Here is a 16,982-nt window from a genome sequence, read left to right on the forward strand (position 1 = left end):
TCGACGGGCCTGCCGCGGCCTACAATGCCCGGACACGTCCCTGGGGTCCGCGCGATGGCCAACCAGCCTCAACCGAAGGTCCCGGCGAAGGCCGACCCGACGGAGCTGCAAGACAGCAGCGTCCCCTACGAGACGGCCGGCCCGCTGCCGCTCCCGGCGGATCTGCAAACCACCCCCGCGTTCGGCCCGCCGCGGCAAGACGGCGAGGTCGGGTCGCTGGGCCCGTACCGCGTCGTCAAGGAGGTCGGCCGCGGCGGCATGGGCGTCGTCTACCTCGGGTTCGACGACCGGCTGAAGCGGAAGGTCGCGCTCAAGGTGCTGCTGCCGAAGTACGCCGCCGTCCCCGAGGCGCGGGACCGGTTCCTCCGGGAAGCCCGCGCCGTCGCCCGGTTGACGCACGACCACATCGTCACCATCCACGAGGCCGACGAGCGGGACGGCGTCCCGTACATGGCAATGCAGCTGCTCCGCGGCACGACCCTCGACGCCTACCTCAAGAACAAGGGGCCGCTCGACCCGGCGGACGCCGCCCGCGTCGGCCGCGAGATTGCCTTGGGGCTGGCGGCGGCGCACGCGGCCGGCCTCGTCCACCGGGACGTGAAGCCGGCGAACGTCTGGCTCGAAGCCCCGAACGGCCGGGTGAAGCTCCTCGACTTCGGCCTCGCGAAGCCGGCCGACCCCGCGGACGCGGACGGCGACGCGACGACCACCGGCGTCCTCGTCGGCACGCCGGCGTTCATGGCCCCGGAGCAGGCCCGCGGCGAGAAGGCCGACCACCGCAGCGACCTGTTCAGCCTCGGCGTCGTCCTCTACCGGCTCGCCACCGGCCGCCCGCCGTTCGTCGGCACCGGGTCGCTGGGCACGCTCGCCGCCGTCGTCGCCGACGACCCGCCGCCGGTCCGCACCGTGAACCCGGCCGTTCCGGAGCCGCTGGCGAAAATCATCCACCGCCTACTGGCGAAGAAGCCGGCGGACCGCCCGCAGTCGGCGGCGCACGTCGCGGACGACCTACGGGCGCTGCGGCTGAAGCGGGCGTCGCCCGCGGCGGTCGAGGCGCTGCCGACGGCCACGCACGTCCCGCCGGGGGCCGACCCGTTCGCCGACATCGACGCGACGGAGGAGGAAATCGTCCAGCGGCCGGAACCGCGGAAGGCGTCGCCGACGTGGGTGCTCCCGGCCGTCGGCCTCGCGGCGCTCGCGGCCGTCGCGGTCGCCGCGGCGCTCGGCGTCTTCGCGACGCCGAAGGGCACGCTCGTCGTCGAACTCGCCGCGGACGTGCCCGCCGACGTGGCGGTGACGGTGAAGCGGAACGGCACGCCGGTCGCGGAGCGGACGCGGACCCGCGAGATTCCGCTGCCGGCTGGCGACGACTACACAATCGAGCTGGCCGAGCCGCGGGAGAACGTGAAACTCAGCCCGGCGGCGTTCGGCGTGGCGAAGAACGGCCGGGCGATCGTGCGGGTGCGGGTCGAGAAGCCGTTCGTGCCGGTCCCGCGGCCGAAGAAGACCGAGGAGGAGCCGGTCGTGACGAAGACCGGTCCCGGCCTGGCGTTCGACGGCCGGTCCACGTTCGTCCGCGTCCCGACGCTGCGGTTCGACGGCAAGCTGCCGGTCACCATCGAGGCGTGGCTGACGACCTTCCCGGTCCGCGGCCAGCAGCGGCACCTCTGCCTCCTGGGCGAACCCGGCGGCGGCCTGGGAATCGACGAGGACGGGGACATCGCTGTCGGCTTCCACGTCGGCAAGGGCGACTGGATCGAGGAAAGCGGCCACGCGGTCCCGCCGTTGACGCGGGTTCACGTCGCCGCCGTCGCGTTCGCCCGCGCCGCCGGGAAGGGCCGGTATCAACTGTTCCTCGACGGCCGGGATGTCGGCCACCTGGACTTCGACCGCGATTCGTTCCCGCCGACGCGGCCGGCGGCCGTGATCGGCTCCGGGACGAAGGCCGTGCCCGGCGGGTTCTTCCACGGCACGATGCACGAGTTGCGGGTGTCGAAGGCGGCCCGGTACAAGACCGACGGGTTCGCCCCGCCCGCTGCGTTCGCGGCCGACGCGGACACGGTCGCGTGGTACAAGTTCGACGAGGGCCAGGGGGCGAAGCTGACCGACCACTCCGGCAACAACCACCACGGCGAGATCGCGAACGGGACGTGGGTGCGGCCCTGACTTCCGAAGTCCGGCTTCGACTTCGGAAGTCGATCCCGCGCAGGGGCGTTCCTACTCGTCCGGATGCCTTCTGGCCCTGTTCGACTTCCGAAGTCGAAGCCGGACTTCGGAAGTCGGGGGCGACTGCCACCCGTTCTGCCACCCTGTCATTTCGGCGGAACGGCTGCTTCACACGATTCGCCTCAATCCGATTGAAATCAACGTCTTGCGCCGACATCACCAGGGCGGCATCGCGTTTGCTCATCGCACCGCACACGATACTCTCGACCCTTCCCACGGAGATCACCGGATGGCCGCCAAGCAGCTCGCCTTCGCCGACGACGCCCGCCAGAAGCTCCTCGCCGGGGCCAGCAAACTCGCCCGCGCCGTCCGGTCCACGCTCGGGCCGCGGGGCCGCAACGCCGTCCTCGACAAGGGCTGGGGCGCGCCGAACGTCACCAAGGACGGCGTCACCGTCGCCGAGGACATCGAGCTGCAAGACCCGTTCGAGAACATGGGGGCGCAACTCGTCAAGGAAGCCGCCAGCAAGACCAGCGACGTGGCCGGCGACGGCACCACGACCGCGACCGTCCTGGCCGAGTTCATCTTCCGCGAGGGGCTGAAGGCCATCGCCGGCGGCAACGACCCGATGGCCGTCGTCCGCGGCGTCCAGGCCGGCGTCGAGCGGGTCGTCGAGGAACTCGGCAAGCTCGCCGAGAAGATCGACCCGAAGGACACGAAGGAGATCACCGAAGTCGCCACCATCTCCGCGAACAACAACAAGGAGATCGGCAAGAAGCTGGCCGAGGCGATGAAGCTCGTCGGCGCGAACGGCGTCATCACCATCGAGGAAGGCAAGACGAACGACACCGAACTGGACGTCGTCCAGGGGATGCAGTTCGACCGCGGGTTCCTGTCGCCGCACTTCGTCAACAACCAGGACAGCGTCACCTGCGAGTTCGAGAACCCGTACATCCTCATCTTCGAGGAGAAGGTCACGGCCGTTAAGGACCTGATCCCGCTGCTCGAAAAGATCAGCCAGCAGAAGTCGCCGCTCGTCATCATCGCCGAGGACATCGAGGGCGAAGCCCTCGCGACGCTCGTGCTGAACAAGCTCAAGGGCGTGCTGCAAGTCTGCGCCGTGAAGGCCCCCGGCTACGGCGACCGCCGCAAGGCGATGCTCGAAGACATCGCCATCCTGACCGGCGGCAAGGCGATCTTCAAGGACCTCGGCATCCAGCTCGAGAACGTCCAACTGACGGACCTCGGCCGGGCGAAGAAGGTCAAGATCGACGCCGAGAACACGACCATCACGGAAGGCGCGGGCAAGAAGGCGGCCGTCGAGGGCCGGTGCAACGTCATCCGGGCCGAGATGGAGAAGACGGACAGCGAGTACGACACCGAGAAGCTGCAAGAGCGGCTAGCGAAGCTGGCCGGCGGCGTGGCCCAGGTGAAGGTCGGGGCCGCGACGGAAACGGAAATGAAGGAGCGGAAGGCCCTCTACGAGGACGCGCACGCGGCGACGAAGGCGGCCATCGAAGAGGGGATCGTCCCCGGCGGCGGCGTGGCCCTGCTGCAAGCCCGCAAGGTGCTGGACAAGGTGAAGCTCGACGGCGACGACGCGGCCGGGTTGAAGGTCCTGTTCCGCGCCCTGGAGATGCCGTGCCGGTTGATCGCGGAGAACGCCGGCAAGGACGGCACGGTGATCGTCAACAACATCCTCAAGGGCAAGGACAAGAACTACGGGTACAACGCCGACACGGACAACTACGAAGACCTCCGCAAGGCCGGCGTCATCGACCCGGTGAAGGTGACGCGGTCGGCCCTGCAGAACGGGGCGAGCGTCGCGTGCCTGCTCTTGACCAGCGAGGGCGTGATCGCCGACATCCCGGAGCCGAAGGCGGCCGGCGGCGGCCACCACGACCACCACGACCACGGCGGGATGGGTGGCATGGGCGGCATGGGGATGGGCGGCATGGGTGGCATGGGCGGCATGATGTAAGCGGCCGCGGGGCGGCACGGGCCGCCCCCGGTTCGGGCCTCTCGGGTCTGCGGGCGGCGATGGAAATCGGGACGGACGGTTAAACCGGTCGCATCGGCCGGCCGTATACCCTGAGCGTCGCCCGCCCACCCCCGAGGCCCCTCCCATGCTCGAACTGGAACTGGACAAGGCGACGAAGAAGAAGATCAAGGACCATCAGTATTACGTGTTCCCGAAGCCGGCGACGCACAGCAACCAGGACAACCGGCCCACGGCGTACGCGGACGAGAGCAAGCTGGTGGTCTATGCCGGCCGCGGCAACAACGGCTCGGCCAAGCTACACCCCGACGCCGTCAACCCGACGGAACTGCTCATGACGGCGCTGTTGGACTACGGCGACAGCATCGACGACTGGAGCATCAAGACGGCGGTGGTTCAGAGCGGCTACCGCCCGGACGACGCGTCGCAGGGGGCGACCTACCTGCGGATCATCAAGCGGACGGTCGCGAACACGGCGGCCTTCGCGGGGATGACGTTCCCGACGAACCTGGAGGCCGACGCGCAGGGCGTGCTCGGCCGGCAGGGCGACCCGCGGCGGACGGCGTTCCGCAACCGCGTCGCCCAGGCCCCCGGCTGGACGCCGGAGTTGATGCGGCAGCTGTTCGACATTGTGGACAACGCCTACGCCCCGCGGGGGTCGAACCCGCACGCGACCGGGTTCGTGTTCGACCTGGACTTCACCATCCTGTCCGGCGGGCGGGAGGTGCAACTGGGGGCGAACACGGCACTGAACACTGACGCCCTGAAGAGCGCGGCCGGGGTGTGGCTCAACAAGTACGCCATGAACTTCTGCTTCGACTCGTACAACACGGGCAAGGAAATCTGGCACCTGGAATACCGGACGGCCTGCACGAACACGTGACGCCGAAGTGATTCGAGACCATCGTTTTCAACACGGGAGCTTGTGACATGGCGAAGGGCGACAAGGCCGCGACGCTGCGGCCGCTGGACGACCGGATCGTGGTCGAGCCGCAGGAGGCGGAAGAGAAGACGGCCGGCGGCATCCTGCTGCCGGACACGGCCAAGCAGAAGCCGCAGCAGGGCAAGGTGGTCGCCGCCGGCCCCGGCAAGCTCAGCGAGAACGGCCAGCGGCTGGCGATGGCCGTGAAGGTCGGCGACACCGTCCTGTACGGCAAGTACAGCGGCAGCGACGTGGAAGTCGGCGGCAAGGAGATCAAAATCCTCCGCGAGAGCGACCTGCTCGCGAAAGTCACCAAGTAACACCAAAACCCAAATACAGATTTCACCGCAGAGGCCGCAAAGAACGCAGAGAGAAAAACAGAGGGAAGATTCTGATTTGAGAACATGATCTGGTTTTCTCTTTCTTTCTCTCTGCGCCCTCCGCGTTCTCTGCGGTGAAAAATCCGGAGACTCACATGGCGAAACAGCTCCTGTACACCGACGACGCCCGTAAGAAGCTGCTCGCGGGGGCCGACAAGCTGGCGAAGGCCGTCGGCGTCACCCTCGGGCCGACCGGCCGAAACGTCATCATCGACAAGTCGTTCGGCGGCCCCACGGTCACCAAGGACGGGGTGTCCGTGTCGAAGGAGATCGAACTCCCCGACCCGTTCGAGAACATGGGCGCGAAGCTCGTCAACGCCGTCGCCCAGAAGGCGAACGACGTGGCCGGCGACGGCACGACGACCGCCACCGTCCTCGCCCTCTCCATCTACCAGGAAGGGCTGCGGACCGTCGGCGTCGGGGCGAACCCGATGGCCGTCAAGCGGGGCATCGACAAGGCCGTCGCGAAGGCCGTCGAGGTGCTGGAAGGGTCGCTCGTCAAGAAGCTGTCGAAGCCGGAAGAGATGGAGCAGGTCGCCACGATCTCGGCGAACAACAACCCGACCGTCGGCAAGCTGATGGCCGAGGCCATGAGCAAGGTCGGGCAGGACGGCGTCATCACCATCGAGGAAGGCAAGACGAGCGAAACGCAGGTCGAATATCTTGAGGGTATGCAGTTCGACAAGGGGTACATCAGCCCGTACTTCGCGGCCGGCAACGCCGACCTGAAGTGGGAGGCCGAAAGCCCGATCATCCTCATCTACGAGAAGAAGCTGTCGAACGTCCGCGAGTTCCTGCCGCTCTTGGAGAAGGCGGCGCAGGCCCGCAAGCCGCTGCTCATCATCGCGGAAGACGTGGAGAGCGAGGCGCTCGCCATGCTCGTCGTCAACAAGCTCCGCGGGCTGATCGACGTGTGCGCCGTGAAGGCCCCCGGGTTCGGCGACCGCCGCAAGGCCATGCTCGGCGACATCGCCGTCCTCACCGGCGGCGAGTTCATCAGCGAGGACCTCGGCATCAAGCTCGAGAACATCGAGCTGGAGCAACTCGGCTCCGCCGACCGCGTCGTGGTGGACAAGGAGAACACGACGATCATCGTGAACCCGGACGACGCCCGCGAGAAGGCGATCCTGGACCGGGTGCAGATGATCCGCACGCAGATGGACCAGACGACCAGCAGCTACGACAAGGAGAAGTTCAGCGAGCGGCTGGCGAAGATGGTCGGCGGGGTGGCGATCATCCGCGTCGGGGCGGCGACGGAAGCCGAGATGAAGCAGCAGAAGGACCTGGTGGAAGACGCCCTGCACGCGACCCGCGCGGCCGTGGCGGAAGGCATCGTCGCCGGCGGCGGCGTGGCCCTCCTGCGGTGCGTGCCGGAGGTCGAGAAGCTGGCCGACAAGCTGAAGGGCGACGAGAAGGCCGGGGCGGAGATCGTGGCCCGCGCGCTGGCGAAGCCGATCCGCACGATCGCGGAGAACTGCGGCGTGGACGCGGCCGTCGTCGCCGACGAGGTGCTGACCCGCGGCGAGAAGTCGGCGAACATCGGGTACAACGCCAACGACGGCGAGTACGTGGACATGTTCAAGGCCGGGATCATCGACCCGCTGGTGGTGACGAAGGCGGCCCTGACGAACGCGGCGAGCATCGCCGGGCTGATGCTGACGACGGAAGTGATGGTCACGAAGATCGACGAGGACGACAAGGACTCGAAGATCGCCGGGGCGATCGCTTAAGCAGGGGTCAGGGGTCAGGAATCAGGGGTCAGAGGTCAGCCGTGGCCTCTGGCCCTTTTTCGCTGGCACGGATGGGGGGCGGCGATGCCCTACGTAAACGTGAAGATCACTCGCGACGGGGTGACGGCCGAGCAGAAGGCGCGGATCGTCGCGGAGATTACGGAGACGTTGCGGCGCGTCCTCGGCAAGCGGCCGGAGCACACGCACATCGTTATCGACGAGATCGACCCGGAGAACTGGGGCTTCGCCGGGGTGCTGACGCCGGAATACCGGCGGCAACAGTCCGAGGGACGGCCGGGCGGTTAGAATGGTGGGATTGTCCGTCGGAGCGTGCCGATGGACGGCCCCACACCACAGGGGTTTTTGCCCCGAAGGGGCGCAACATGTCAGCCCAGGGCAACGCCCTGGGTAGACCAGTCCTCCGGACCAAGCCCTGAAAGGGCGGAACACTCTTCCGCCCTTTCAGGGCTTATGCAACGGGTGGAACTCGTACCCAGGGCGTTGCCCTGGGCTGACATGTTCCAGGCTTTCAGCCTGAAAACCGGCCGCGGGGCAGGGTTGTCGAACCGGGTTGGATGCGGTCGAACGGCGAGAAGAGTTCACACATGGCCAAGCGCGATTACTACGAAGTCCTCGGCGTCACGAAGGACGCCTCCGGCGACGACGTGAAGAAGTCGTTCCGCAAGCTGGCCATGCAGTACCACCCGGACCGCAACGGCGGCGACGCCGAGGCGACCGAGAAGTTCAAGGAGGCGCAAGAAGCCTTCGAGGTCCTGTCCAACCCCGAGAAGCGCGGCATCTACGACCGCCACGGGCACGAGGGGCTGAACGCCCAGGCCGGCGGGTTCGCCGGCGGCAACATCGACCTGTCCGAGGTCTTCGGCGACATCTTCAGCAACTTTTTCGGCGGCGGGGGCGGCCGCCGACAACGCACCGCCGGGCCGCAGCCGGGCCGCGACATCCAGGCCGTCATCGACATCGACCTGAAAGAAGCCGTCACCGGCGTGAAGCGGACGATCGCGCTCCAGAACGAGGACTTCTGCGCCACGTGCAACGGCAGCGGGGCGAAGCCGGGGACGCAGCCGCAGCCGTGCAAGCGGTGCGGCGGGCAGGGCGTCACCGTCCAGCGGCAGGGCATCTTCCAGGTGCAAACGCCGTGCAACGCTTGCGGCGGCCGCGGCCTCATCAACCCGGACCCGTGCGGCAGCTGTCGCGGCAGCGGCCGGGTCGCGAACCGCAAGAACATCGACATCGACATCCCGCCCGGCGTCGATTCCGGCAACCGCATCCGCATCCAGGGCCAGGGCGACGCCGGCGACCCCGGCGCGCGGCGGGGCGACCTCGAACTCGTCGTCCGCGTGAAGGAGCACCGGTTCTTCCAGCGGGACGGGCACAACCTGATCTGCCAGTGGCCGATCACGTTCAGCCAGGCGGCGCTCGGCGGGCCGATCGAGATCACCACCCTCACCGGCGAGAAGGTGCAGCACCACCTGCCGCGGGGCCTGCAAACGCACGAGGTCATCCGCATCGTCGGCCACGGGATGCCGCACGTCCGCAGCCCGAAGAAGCGGGGCGACCTCTTGATCCAAGTCGTCGTGGACACGCCGCAACAACTGACGCCGGAGATGGAGGCACTGTTCAAGCAGCTCGCGGTGCAGGAGAAGGTCCACGCCGCGACGCCGCCGAAGAAGAGCTTCTTCAGCAAGTTGAAGGACTGGCTGACGCCCGAGTGAAAAAGAAGAATGGCCCGCAGATGACGCAGACTTCGACGCAGATGAAGAGGATCAAAACCAAGACGATGATTTCTTCTTATCCGGTTTTCATCTGCGTCGAAGTCTGCGTCATCTGCGGGCCGTCTTGAACTTGAGAACCTCACCATGAATGAACAAGATACCGACGTAAACGGCATCCCGCTCGACGACGTTCCGCTCGTCGATGTCGCGGCGGTGCAGGCCGACTTGGACAAGGCGCAGCGGCAGATCGCGGACTACAAGTCGCTGATCGCCGACTTCGACAACTCGCGGAAGCGGCTGATCCAGGACGCCGAGCGGCAGCGGAAGTTCGCCCACGAGCCGCTGGCGCGGGACACACTGGCCGCGATTGATAACTTGGATCGCGCCGTCGCCGAGGCGCGGAAGGCCGGCGACGAGGGGCCGCTGGCGAAGGGCGTGCAGGCGACCATCAGCCTGTTCCTGGACGTGCTCAAGCGGCACGGCGTCACCCGGATCGAGATCGAACCCGGCGCGCCGTTCGACCCGAACCAGCACCAAGCGGTGATGCAGCAGCCGTCGGCGGACGTGCCGCCGGGGGCGGTGGTGCAGGTGCTACAGAACGGCTTCCTCATTCACGACCGCGTGCTGCGACCGGCGAGCGTCATCGTCGCGGCGGAGGGATAATCGGCGATGCCCACGTATGACTACCAGTGCGACGCATGCGGCCACACGTTCGAGGAGTGGCAGTCGTTCCACGATCCGGAACTGACGAAGTGCCCGGCGTGCAAGAAGAAGAAGCTCCGGCGGCTCATCAGCGGCGGGGCGGCGCTGATCTTCAAGGGGTCCGGGTTCTACGAGACGGACTACCGCAAGGACAGCTACAAGGAAGCGGCGAAGAAGGACACGGAGGCCGCGAAGCCGGAGGCGAAGGCCGAGACGACGACGGAGACCAAGGCCGAGGCGAAGCCGGAACCGAAGGCCGAACCGAAACCGGAATCGAAGCCGGCGAAGAAAAAGAAGTGACAACGGAAACGGGCGGCGGTCCTCGCGAACCGCCGCCCGTTGGTGTTTCTTGCCGAGAGCGTTACCACGCGAAGTGGCTGAACGCCTTGTTCGCCTCGGCCATCTTGATCGTTTGTTCGCGCTTGGCCATCGCCTCGCCCTCGCGGCGGTACGCGGCCATAAGTTCGTCCGCCAGCCGCTGGTGCGTCGGCCGGCCGGCCTTCGCCCGGATCGCGGCGAGGAGCCACCGGATCGCCAGCGATTCTTGCCGCTTCGCCTTCACCTGCATCGGCACCTGGTAGTTCGCCCCGCCGACCCGGCGGCTGCGGACTTCCAGCGTCGGCTTGATGTTGTTCAGCGCCTGGGTGAACACCTCGACCGGCGGCACGTCCGGCATCCGCTTCTTGATCTGATCGAGGGCGTCGTACACGACCCGCGTGGCGGTCGCCTTCTTGCCGTCGTACATCAGGCAGTTGATGAACTTGCTGAGCAACAGCGAGCCGTACCGGGTGTCCGGCATCAACTTGTCGTAGCTCGCCGTGCGGCTCTTGCTGGCCATCGTCGGGAATCCTTAAGTCGTTCGGGTGTTCGGTTACTTGCCTTCGGCCTTCGCGCCGTACTTCGACCGGGCTTGCTTCCGGTCCTGGACGCCCTGGCAGTCGAGCACGCCGCGGACGATGTGGTACCGCACGCCGGGCAGGTCGCGGACGCGGCCGCCGCGGACGAGCACGATCGAGTGCTCCTGCAGGTTGTGGCCCTCGCCGCCGATGTACGCCGTCACTTCCACCCCGGTGCTGAGGCGGACGCGGGCCACCTTCCGCAGGGCCGAGTTCGGCTTCTTCGGGGTCATCGTCTTCACGACGGTGCAGACGCCCCGCTTCTGCGGGCAGCCCTGCATGGCCGGGTGCCGCGGCTTCGACCGCTGCGGCTGCCGCGGCTTCTTCGTCAGTTGGTTGATCGTCGGCATACGTTCCTCGGTCGCGACCTTTTCCAGTCGGAAGAGCTATTCAACGAACTCCCTACGCCCCGACAAGCCGGGCGCGCGGAATTTTCACGGAACGCGAACGGGCGGGGGAGTTTCCTCCCCCGCCCGTCGTGTGTTGCGGTTCCCGGTCGATCAATACTGGATCGCCAGTTGCACGAACAACCCTTCCAGCGACAGGTCGCCGGGGCGGGTGACCAGCTTCCCCTCGGCGAGGTCGTTCGTGAACCGGATTTGGTCGATCAGGTTGAACCAGTTCGTCATCTCGTACCCGACGCGGAGGGCCACGCCGCGGTTCTCCCAGCCGACGCCCACGCCCGCGCCCATCACCGGGATCACCCGCCGCGTCCGGTAGTCCACCGTCGCGAACAGCGTGCCGCCGTCGTTCTGCGTCTCCGCGTACGGGTTCGTGATGTTCCCCGTCAGCAGGCTCGCCTGCGCCCGGCCGAAGATGTGGAACCCGCCGAACGTCTTCAGGCTCCCCTCGCCGCCGAGCAGCGGGCCGAACCCGTCGAAGTTCGACTTCGTCCGCACCCGCGCCAGGTTCGCGTCCCGCAGGTCGTACAGCACGTCGAAGTCCTGCCGGATGGTGGCGAACCGCAGGCCGGCGTACAGCCGCATGTTCAGCCGCTCGTCCGCGTGGATCTGCCGACCGACTTCCAGGTCGAAGACGTTGTACTCGAGGCTCGCCGTCGCCTGGGCGAAGCCCGCGTTGTCGATCAGGCCGGGGCGGGTGAGCGTCGGGTAGATCACGCCCGTCGGCGTCGAATTCAGCGTGCGGTCGGCCCCGCTGCGGAGGAACGTGTACGTGAACCCGGCCGCCCACGCGGAGTCGCTGAACCGGTAGCCGACGCCGGCGCGGACGCCGCTCCGCTGCTCGTAGTTCAGGCTTTCGAGGTTGCCGCCGGGGATCAGGTCCTTGTTCGGATCGACGAGGGCGAAGTCGAACGCGCCGCGGCGGGGCCGGAGCAGCAGGTACTCGGCCGTGCCGTAGAAGCCGGGGCCGTCGTGCCCGTGGGCCTCGCCGTGGCCGCCGCCGCCGTGCCCGGCCGCGTGCCCCTCGTTGTGCAGCGGGTCGAACAGCCCCGGCATGATGCCCGGCGTCAGGTCCTTGACCCCGGCCTCTTCCGAGGCGGCCGCGCCGACCAGCGGCGGCGGGGTGATCGTGTCCGCGCCGAGCTTCACGACCGGCGCTTGCCCGAAGCCGGCCGAGGCGCAGACGCCCGTGACTGCGCACGCGGCCAAGAACCGCCGAATGACCGACGCCATCGGATACCCCCCGCTCGACCGCCTACCGTGGGCGACACTGTTTCGCGGCTGATAACGTCGGGCCGAAACCGTGACAAGGCGATTTTCTCGCCGCCGCGGTCCGATTTTCGATTTTCGTGCGGCCCCGAACCCGCCCCAGGTTCCCACCGTCCCACACTGGGGAACTTACGCCGCCGGGGGAACCACATGTCGCGGGTCAAGATCGACGTGCCGTTCAAGAGTGACGCGGAAATCGCGGAGCTGGTGGAGCAGTTCGAGCAGTGCCGGTGGCCCTACGAGCGGTGGACGCACCGGGCGCACATCGCCGTGGCGGTGGCGTACCTGCGGGGCTTCCCGTATGAGGAGGCGGTGAGCCGGGCGAAGCGGAGCATCCCGCGGTACAACGCGGCCAGCGGCGGCCCGCCGGACGGCTACCACGAGACGATCACGCTCCTGTTCATGCGCGCGGTGAACGACTGGGTGCGCCGCGCGGAGGGCCGGAACGCGGCGGAGCTGATCGACGCGATCGCGGCGGCGCTCGACATGGCGTGGGTGCGGACGTACTACTCGCAGGAGTTGCTGGAGTCCGAGCGGGCGCGGACGACGTGGGTGGACCCGGACGTGAAGCCGCTGGAGTTTGAAGCCTGACTTCCGAAGTCCGGCTTCGACTTCGGAAGTCGAACGGCACCAGCGCCTTCGCCGTGTTCGCGGATGCCCCTCTTCCGCATCGACTTCCGAAGTCGAAGCCGGACTTCGGAAGTCGGGTCTACACCGCCACCCGCGCCGACTGCCGCGCCGGCCGCAGCCGCGGGACCGGCAGCCCGGCGAACGTCGCGTCGTGGAAGTAGTCGCCCGGCTTCTCGTGGTACACCTTCTCCATCAACTCCTTCGCGATCCCCGTCAGCCGGTCCGACGTGAAGCCCGCCGCCGGCTCGTCCACCGGCTTCACGAACAGTTGCAGCGGCACGGCCGCCGTCGGCGACTCGTCCCCGTAGTCCGGCGTGACCAACTCCAGCCCGTCCACCCACAGCCCGCCGACGCGGTCGAAGAGGCGCACGCGGGCGTCCCAGATCGCGGCCGGCTCGTCGGCCGTCGGCCGGTAGCTCTCCCACAGCACGAACGGCAACGGCTCGCCGGCGTAGGCCGCGTCGGCGGCGAACGTCTTGAACACCGACTCGAACAACCGCGACCCGACGCCCCGCTGCCGGGCCTTTTCCGACACGCCGACGTAACACAGGTAGCCGCCGAAGCCGGGGATGAACGCGCCGTAGGCGTACCCCAACAGCCCGGCCGGGTCGTCGATGTCCGCGGCGTCCGACGCGAGGATGAGATGTTTCATCCACCCGGTCGGCCGCCGGAACGCCCGTTCACCGACGGCCCGCTCGATCCACATCCACGGGATGCGCTCGTCGGCGTCGATCGTGTTCTCGTAGAGCTTCTGCGCGGCCGTCAGCACCGGCGAACCGAGGTCCGTCGGTTCCCAACAGAGAACCTTCTGGGGGCACATATATCCACCATGTTCGTGATGATTCCGACGTGAGTTCTGGCTTGTTCGGACGGCCAATTCTATCGGGGGGTTCGCATTTCTTTCGCTTCCCGACGCCCGGAAAAGGCGGTAACGTCGTGTGAAGGCGGGGTGAAACCGGCTCCCACTCCCTGACGGCCCACGAGGTTACGATGCCCGCGAAGCGTGCGCAGAAGTTCAGTTACGAATTCCCGCGGCCGGCCTTGACCGTGGACGTGGTCCTCGCGACCCGCGAGGACACCCCCCGCGTTCTCTTGATCCAACGTGCGGGCGACCCTTTTAAGGGGCGGTGGGCCTTGCCCGGCGGTTTTGTCGAGGAGAACGAACGGTTGGCCGACGCTGCGAAACGAGAGTTGCAGGAAGAGACGGGTTTGAGAATCAACGATCTGGAGCAGCTCTACACGTCCGGCGACCCCGGCCGCGACCCGCGGGGGTGGACGGTGAGCGTCGTGTTCCTGGCGCGGGTGGATGCGATGAAGGCGACGGCGGGAGATGACGCGAGCGACGCGCGGTGGTTCGCGATAGGGAAGCTGCCGGAGCTGGCGTTCGACCACGCGATGATTCTGGAGCGTGCGAAACAAAGAATGGCCCGCAGATGACGCGGACTTCGGCGCAGATAAAAAACCGGATAAGACCAAAATCAAGTCTTGGTTTTGATCCTCTTCATCTGCGCCGAAGTCCGCGTCATCTGCGGGCCATTGCTTTTTGGATTTCGTCCACCGTCACGTACCGCAACCCCATCGCGATCCCCTCGGCCTTCGCCCGCTCCTGGAACAGCCCCGCGGCCGGCACGTCGATGCCGGCGGAGGCGTCTTCGGCCATCCACACGTCGAACCCGGCCGCCCGCAGGTCGCGGGCCGCGAAGAAGCAGCAGATGTTCGTCGCGATGCCGCACACCACGACGGTTCGCACGCCGCTCGCCCACAAAAACTTCGCGAACGCCGGGTGCTGGGCCGTCACCGCGTACGCCTCGAAGTCGCGGTCGTACCCCTTCCGCCAGACCGCGGAGAAGCGGTGCGCGTCCAGCCCCGGCAGGAAGTCCGCCCCCGGCGTGCCGCGGACGCAGTGCGGCGGGTAGAGGTCGTCGCGTTGCCCCCGGAACGAGCGGTGGTCCGGCGGGTGCCAGTCCTGCGTCGCGTCGATGCGGGCGAACGGCAGGGCGAGCAGCGCGTTCACGGCCGGGACGATGGCCGCCCCGCCGGGCACGGGCAGCTCGGCCGGGCAGAGGTCGGTGAACCCGCGCTGCGCGTCCACGACGAGCAGCGCCGTCGTCCGCGGGTCGGGCGTCATTTCTTGAGCTTCCCGCGGTGGACGAGGGCGTTCCCCTGCGCCCCCGCCCGCGACTCGAACGTGACGACGCCGGGGGAAGGTGGCGTGCCGACCGTCTGGCCCACGGGTAGATCGACGCGGAGGCCGAGTTGATAGGACTGCATGGTATTATCAACGAATGGCCGAAGCAAATTCTGCGGGCCGGCGTTCGGCGTCGGGTTCGTCGGGTTTAGGTTCGGCGGTGGCATCCCGACCTTAGCGAGTTCTCGCGGGCTCTCGACGAGTTGTTGAACCTCCCCGATCACGTCCGCCGTGCCACCGCCGGAGTTGTTCGATACTTCCCGCGTCTCGCCTGAGCGACCGGCTAGGTTTTCTTGGCGTTGAACGCGGGTTGGCTCGGGGGAATCGATACCGCCGGTAATCGCTACCGGTTCTCCAGGATTGTCGTTTGCCCAAAAACGACGCCAGAACTGGCCGATCTCCCGATCTTCGGTGATCGCAACATCATTCGCCACAACCTCGCTTTCCTCCCGCTTCGCCAGGAACGCCTCCGCGTCCTCCCGCGTCGCGGCGGCGACGGCCGCCGGCGGCGTCTGCGCCACCGCGTCCACGGCCGCCGACCGCAGCAGCTTCGGCCACGCCTTGCGGAACAGCGCCCTCGACCCGTACACGTCGGACGCGATCACCTGCCCGTTCACCGCCACCACCACGCCGACGGCGTCCGGGTACGCCGTCGCCAGCCCGCCGAGCGACCGCTCGTACCCGGCCACCTTCGCCCGCAGGTCCGCGTCCTCCAGCGCCAGTTGCAGGCTCGTCGGCGACGCGTTCGCCGTCACCGGCTTGCCGAGCGTCTGCGACAGCACCGCCTGCGTGTTCGCCACCTCCTTCCAGACGCCGCCCTGCGAACCGGCCTGGTTCGCGATCTTGATGGGGTTGCCGACGGCGAAGTCGGTGGACTTCTCGAAGTTCCCGGCCGCCTCCTTCCCGCGGGGCTGCCACCGGCTCTGCTCGCAGCAGTTGGCCGGGCACGGCACGCGGCCGGACTTCGCGGCCACGAGCAGGTCCTTCGACACGATCCGGTCCTGCTTGCCGCCCTTGACGATGTCGCCGGACTGGAGGAACACCTGATGGTCGGCCGACAGGTTCTCGACTTCGAGGAGGTTGACGCTGCCGGTCTCGTGGACGACGGCGAGGTTGCGGTCGAGGGCCTCCTGGAGGGTGAGGATGTTGGCGTCCGGCAGCACGTCCGGCCCACGGAGGACGAACACGGTGAGGTTGTCGTGCGTGTGGCCGCTGGACAGGTGCGGCTCGGCGGGCGGGGGCTTGGGCGTGCCGGGCAGCAACCACAGGGCCGCGAGGCCGGCGACGAGGACGAGGACCGACGCTTTCGGGGACATGCGAACGCCTCCTTGTCGAGATGGGGGTCGGCGAGACCAGTCTACCAGACCGAACGGCCGCCGGGGGCGCGGCGTTGGGCGGCCGTTACGTGTATCATCGGGACAACGGGGAGGGCGCGGGGATGACGGAAGAAGAGTGGATGGCGGCGACTGACCCTCGACCGATGCTTCACCACCTGAACGCGGAGCATCACAGAAGGAAACTTTCCCTCTTCGTGTGTGCGGAATGTCGGCGGCAAGAGTCCAACATTCTCAACACGGCGTTTCGGCATGCGCTTGCAACGGCCGAGCGGTACTTCGGTGGGGACGGCACGGAGGAGGAATGGAGGGCGGCGAGGAATCAAATGGCCCACACGTTTCACCTTCGAGGCGGGCCGATGAACCAAGTGAAAATCCAGGGCGTGGTGAAGTGGCTGATGGAACCGGATCAGGGATATCGAACAGCCGTGTCGTATGCCGTGGCGCGGAAGCCTGCGGCGTTACTCTGGCAAGCTCACATCTTTCGCGACATCTTCGGCAACCCGTTCCGCCCGGTCGCGTTCGACCCCACGTGGCGCAGTTCCACGGCCGTCGACCTCGCGCGCGCCATTTACGACGACCGGGCGTTCGACCGGCTGCCGATCCTGGCGGACGCGCTGCAGGACGCCGGG

At 67.7% G+C, this 16,982-nt stretch carries 17 protein-coding genes and 1 pseudogene; 12 read left to right on the forward strand and 6 right to left on the reverse strand.

Features of this window, described 5'->3' with window-relative positions:
* Positions 1-54 precede the first annotated feature (54 nt).
* The 9 genes from AC5JJ2_RS12295 to AC5JJ2_RS12335 all read left to right on the forward strand — a co-directional run bounded on the left by AC5JJ2_RS12295 (position 55) and on the right by AC5JJ2_RS12335 (position 9,932).
* The gene (locus AC5JJ2_RS12295; protein WP_495858281.1) at positions 55-2,166 is read left to right on the forward strand and encodes a serine/threonine-protein kinase; all 2,112 of its coding nucleotides are present in this window, start codon (positions 55-57) and stop codon (positions 2,164-2,166) included.
* Positions 2,167-2,455: 289 nt separating this feature from the next.
* Positions 2,456-4,147: a chaperonin GroEL gene (groL, locus tag AC5JJ2_RS12300; RefSeq protein ID WP_495858282.1), complete on the forward strand. Its 1,692-nt coding sequence runs from the start codon at positions 2,456-2,458 to the stop codon at positions 4,145-4,147.
* A 145-nt stretch (positions 4,148-4,292) separates the two neighbouring features.
* Entirely contained in the window at positions 4,293-5,048 is a 756-nt protein-coding gene (locus tag AC5JJ2_RS12305; RefSeq protein WP_495858283.1) for a hypothetical protein, read from the forward strand.
* Positions 5,049-5,095: 47 nt separating this feature from the next.
* Complete coding sequence (gene groES, locus AC5JJ2_RS12310; protein WP_495858284.1) at positions 5,096-5,407, forward strand: co-chaperone GroES; 312 nt, start codon at positions 5,096-5,098, stop codon at positions 5,405-5,407.
* Between the two features lie 155 nt (positions 5,408-5,562).
* On the forward strand, positions 5,563-7,197 hold the full coding sequence (groL, locus tag AC5JJ2_RS12315) for a chaperonin GroEL (protein WP_495858285.1): 1,635 nt from the start codon (positions 5,563-5,565) through the stop codon (positions 7,195-7,197).
* Between the two features lie 84 nt (positions 7,198-7,281).
* The gene (locus AC5JJ2_RS12320; RefSeq protein ID WP_495858286.1) at positions 7,282-7,503 is read left to right on the forward strand and encodes a tautomerase family protein; all 222 of its coding nucleotides are present in this window, start codon (positions 7,282-7,284) and stop codon (positions 7,501-7,503) included.
* A 299-nt stretch (positions 7,504-7,802) separates the two neighbouring features.
* Positions 7,803-8,930 (forward strand): molecular chaperone DnaJ, encoded by a 1,128-nt coding sequence (dnaJ, locus tag AC5JJ2_RS12325; protein WP_495858287.1) that lies wholly within the window; start codon positions 7,803-7,805, stop codon positions 8,928-8,930.
* Positions 8,931-9,074: 144 nt separating this feature from the next.
* A complete protein-coding gene (locus AC5JJ2_RS12330; protein WP_495858288.1) occupies positions 9,075-9,593 on the forward strand; it encodes a nucleotide exchange factor GrpE in 519 nt (172 codons plus the stop codon).
* A gap of 6 nt (positions 9,594-9,599) precedes the next feature.
* Positions 9,600-9,932, forward strand: a complete 333-nt coding sequence (locus tag AC5JJ2_RS12335) for an FmdB family zinc ribbon protein (protein WP_495858289.1) — start codon at positions 9,600-9,602, stop codon at positions 9,930-9,932.
* A gap of 61 nt (positions 9,933-9,993) precedes the next feature.
* On the opposite strand, the gene rpsG is transcribed toward AC5JJ2_RS12335, so the two are convergent.
* From rpsG to AC5JJ2_RS12350, 3 genes are all read right to left on the reverse strand, one after another.
* A complete protein-coding gene (gene rpsG, locus AC5JJ2_RS12340) occupies positions 9,994-10,470 on the reverse strand; it encodes a 30S ribosomal protein S7 (protein WP_495858290.1) in 477 nt (158 codons plus the stop codon).
* 33 nt (positions 10,471-10,503) lie between these two features.
* The gene (rpsL, locus tag AC5JJ2_RS12345) at positions 10,504-10,878 is read right to left on the reverse strand and encodes a 30S ribosomal protein S12 (protein ID WP_495858291.1); all 375 of its coding nucleotides are present in this window, start codon (positions 10,876-10,878) and stop codon (positions 10,504-10,506) included.
* A gap of 150 nt (positions 10,879-11,028) precedes the next feature.
* Entirely contained in the window at positions 11,029-12,162 is a 1,134-nt protein-coding gene (locus AC5JJ2_RS12350; protein WP_495858292.1) for an Lpg1974 family pore-forming outer membrane protein, read from the reverse strand.
* 186 nt (positions 12,163-12,348) lie between these two features.
* Here AC5JJ2_RS12350 and AC5JJ2_RS12355 point away from each other — a divergent pair, with 186 nt between their 5' ends.
* Positions 12,349-12,789, forward strand: a complete 441-nt coding sequence (locus tag AC5JJ2_RS12355) for a hypothetical protein (protein ID WP_495858293.1) — start codon at positions 12,349-12,351, stop codon at positions 12,787-12,789.
* A 118-nt stretch (positions 12,790-12,907) separates the two neighbouring features.
* Here AC5JJ2_RS12355 and AC5JJ2_RS12360 read toward each other — a convergent pair whose 3' ends face one another.
* Positions 12,908-13,648 (reverse strand): GNAT family N-acetyltransferase, encoded by a 741-nt coding sequence (locus tag AC5JJ2_RS12360; RefSeq protein ID WP_495858294.1) that lies wholly within the window; start codon positions 13,646-13,648, stop codon positions 12,908-12,910.
* A 170-nt stretch (positions 13,649-13,818) separates the two neighbouring features.
* Between AC5JJ2_RS12360 and AC5JJ2_RS12365 the strand changes: the two genes are divergently transcribed.
* The gene (locus AC5JJ2_RS12365; protein WP_495858295.1) at positions 13,819-14,265 is read left to right on the forward strand and encodes an NUDIX domain-containing protein; all 447 of its coding nucleotides are present in this window, start codon (positions 13,819-13,821) and stop codon (positions 14,263-14,265) included.
* Between the two features lie 85 nt (positions 14,266-14,350).
* Here the strand turns inward: AC5JJ2_RS12365 and AC5JJ2_RS12370 are convergent, their stop codons facing one another.
* Entirely contained in the window at positions 14,351-14,956 is a 606-nt protein-coding gene (locus AC5JJ2_RS12370; RefSeq protein WP_495858296.1) for an isochorismatase family protein, read from the reverse strand.
* Positions 14,953-16,332, reverse strand: a complete 1,380-nt coding sequence (locus AC5JJ2_RS12375; protein WP_495858297.1) for an ARPP-1 family domain-containing protein — start codon at positions 16,330-16,332, stop codon at positions 14,953-14,955. The genes AC5JJ2_RS12370 and AC5JJ2_RS12375 overlap by 4 nt, the downstream gene beginning before the upstream one ends.
* 122 nt (positions 16,333-16,454) lie before the next feature.
* On the opposite strand from AC5JJ2_RS12375, the pseudogene AC5JJ2_RS12380 reads away from it, so the two are divergent.
* Positions 16,455-16,982, forward strand: a pseudogene (locus tag AC5JJ2_RS12380) (hypothetical protein); the annotation flags it as partial.

The organism is Limnoglobus sp., from assembly GCF_059499385.1.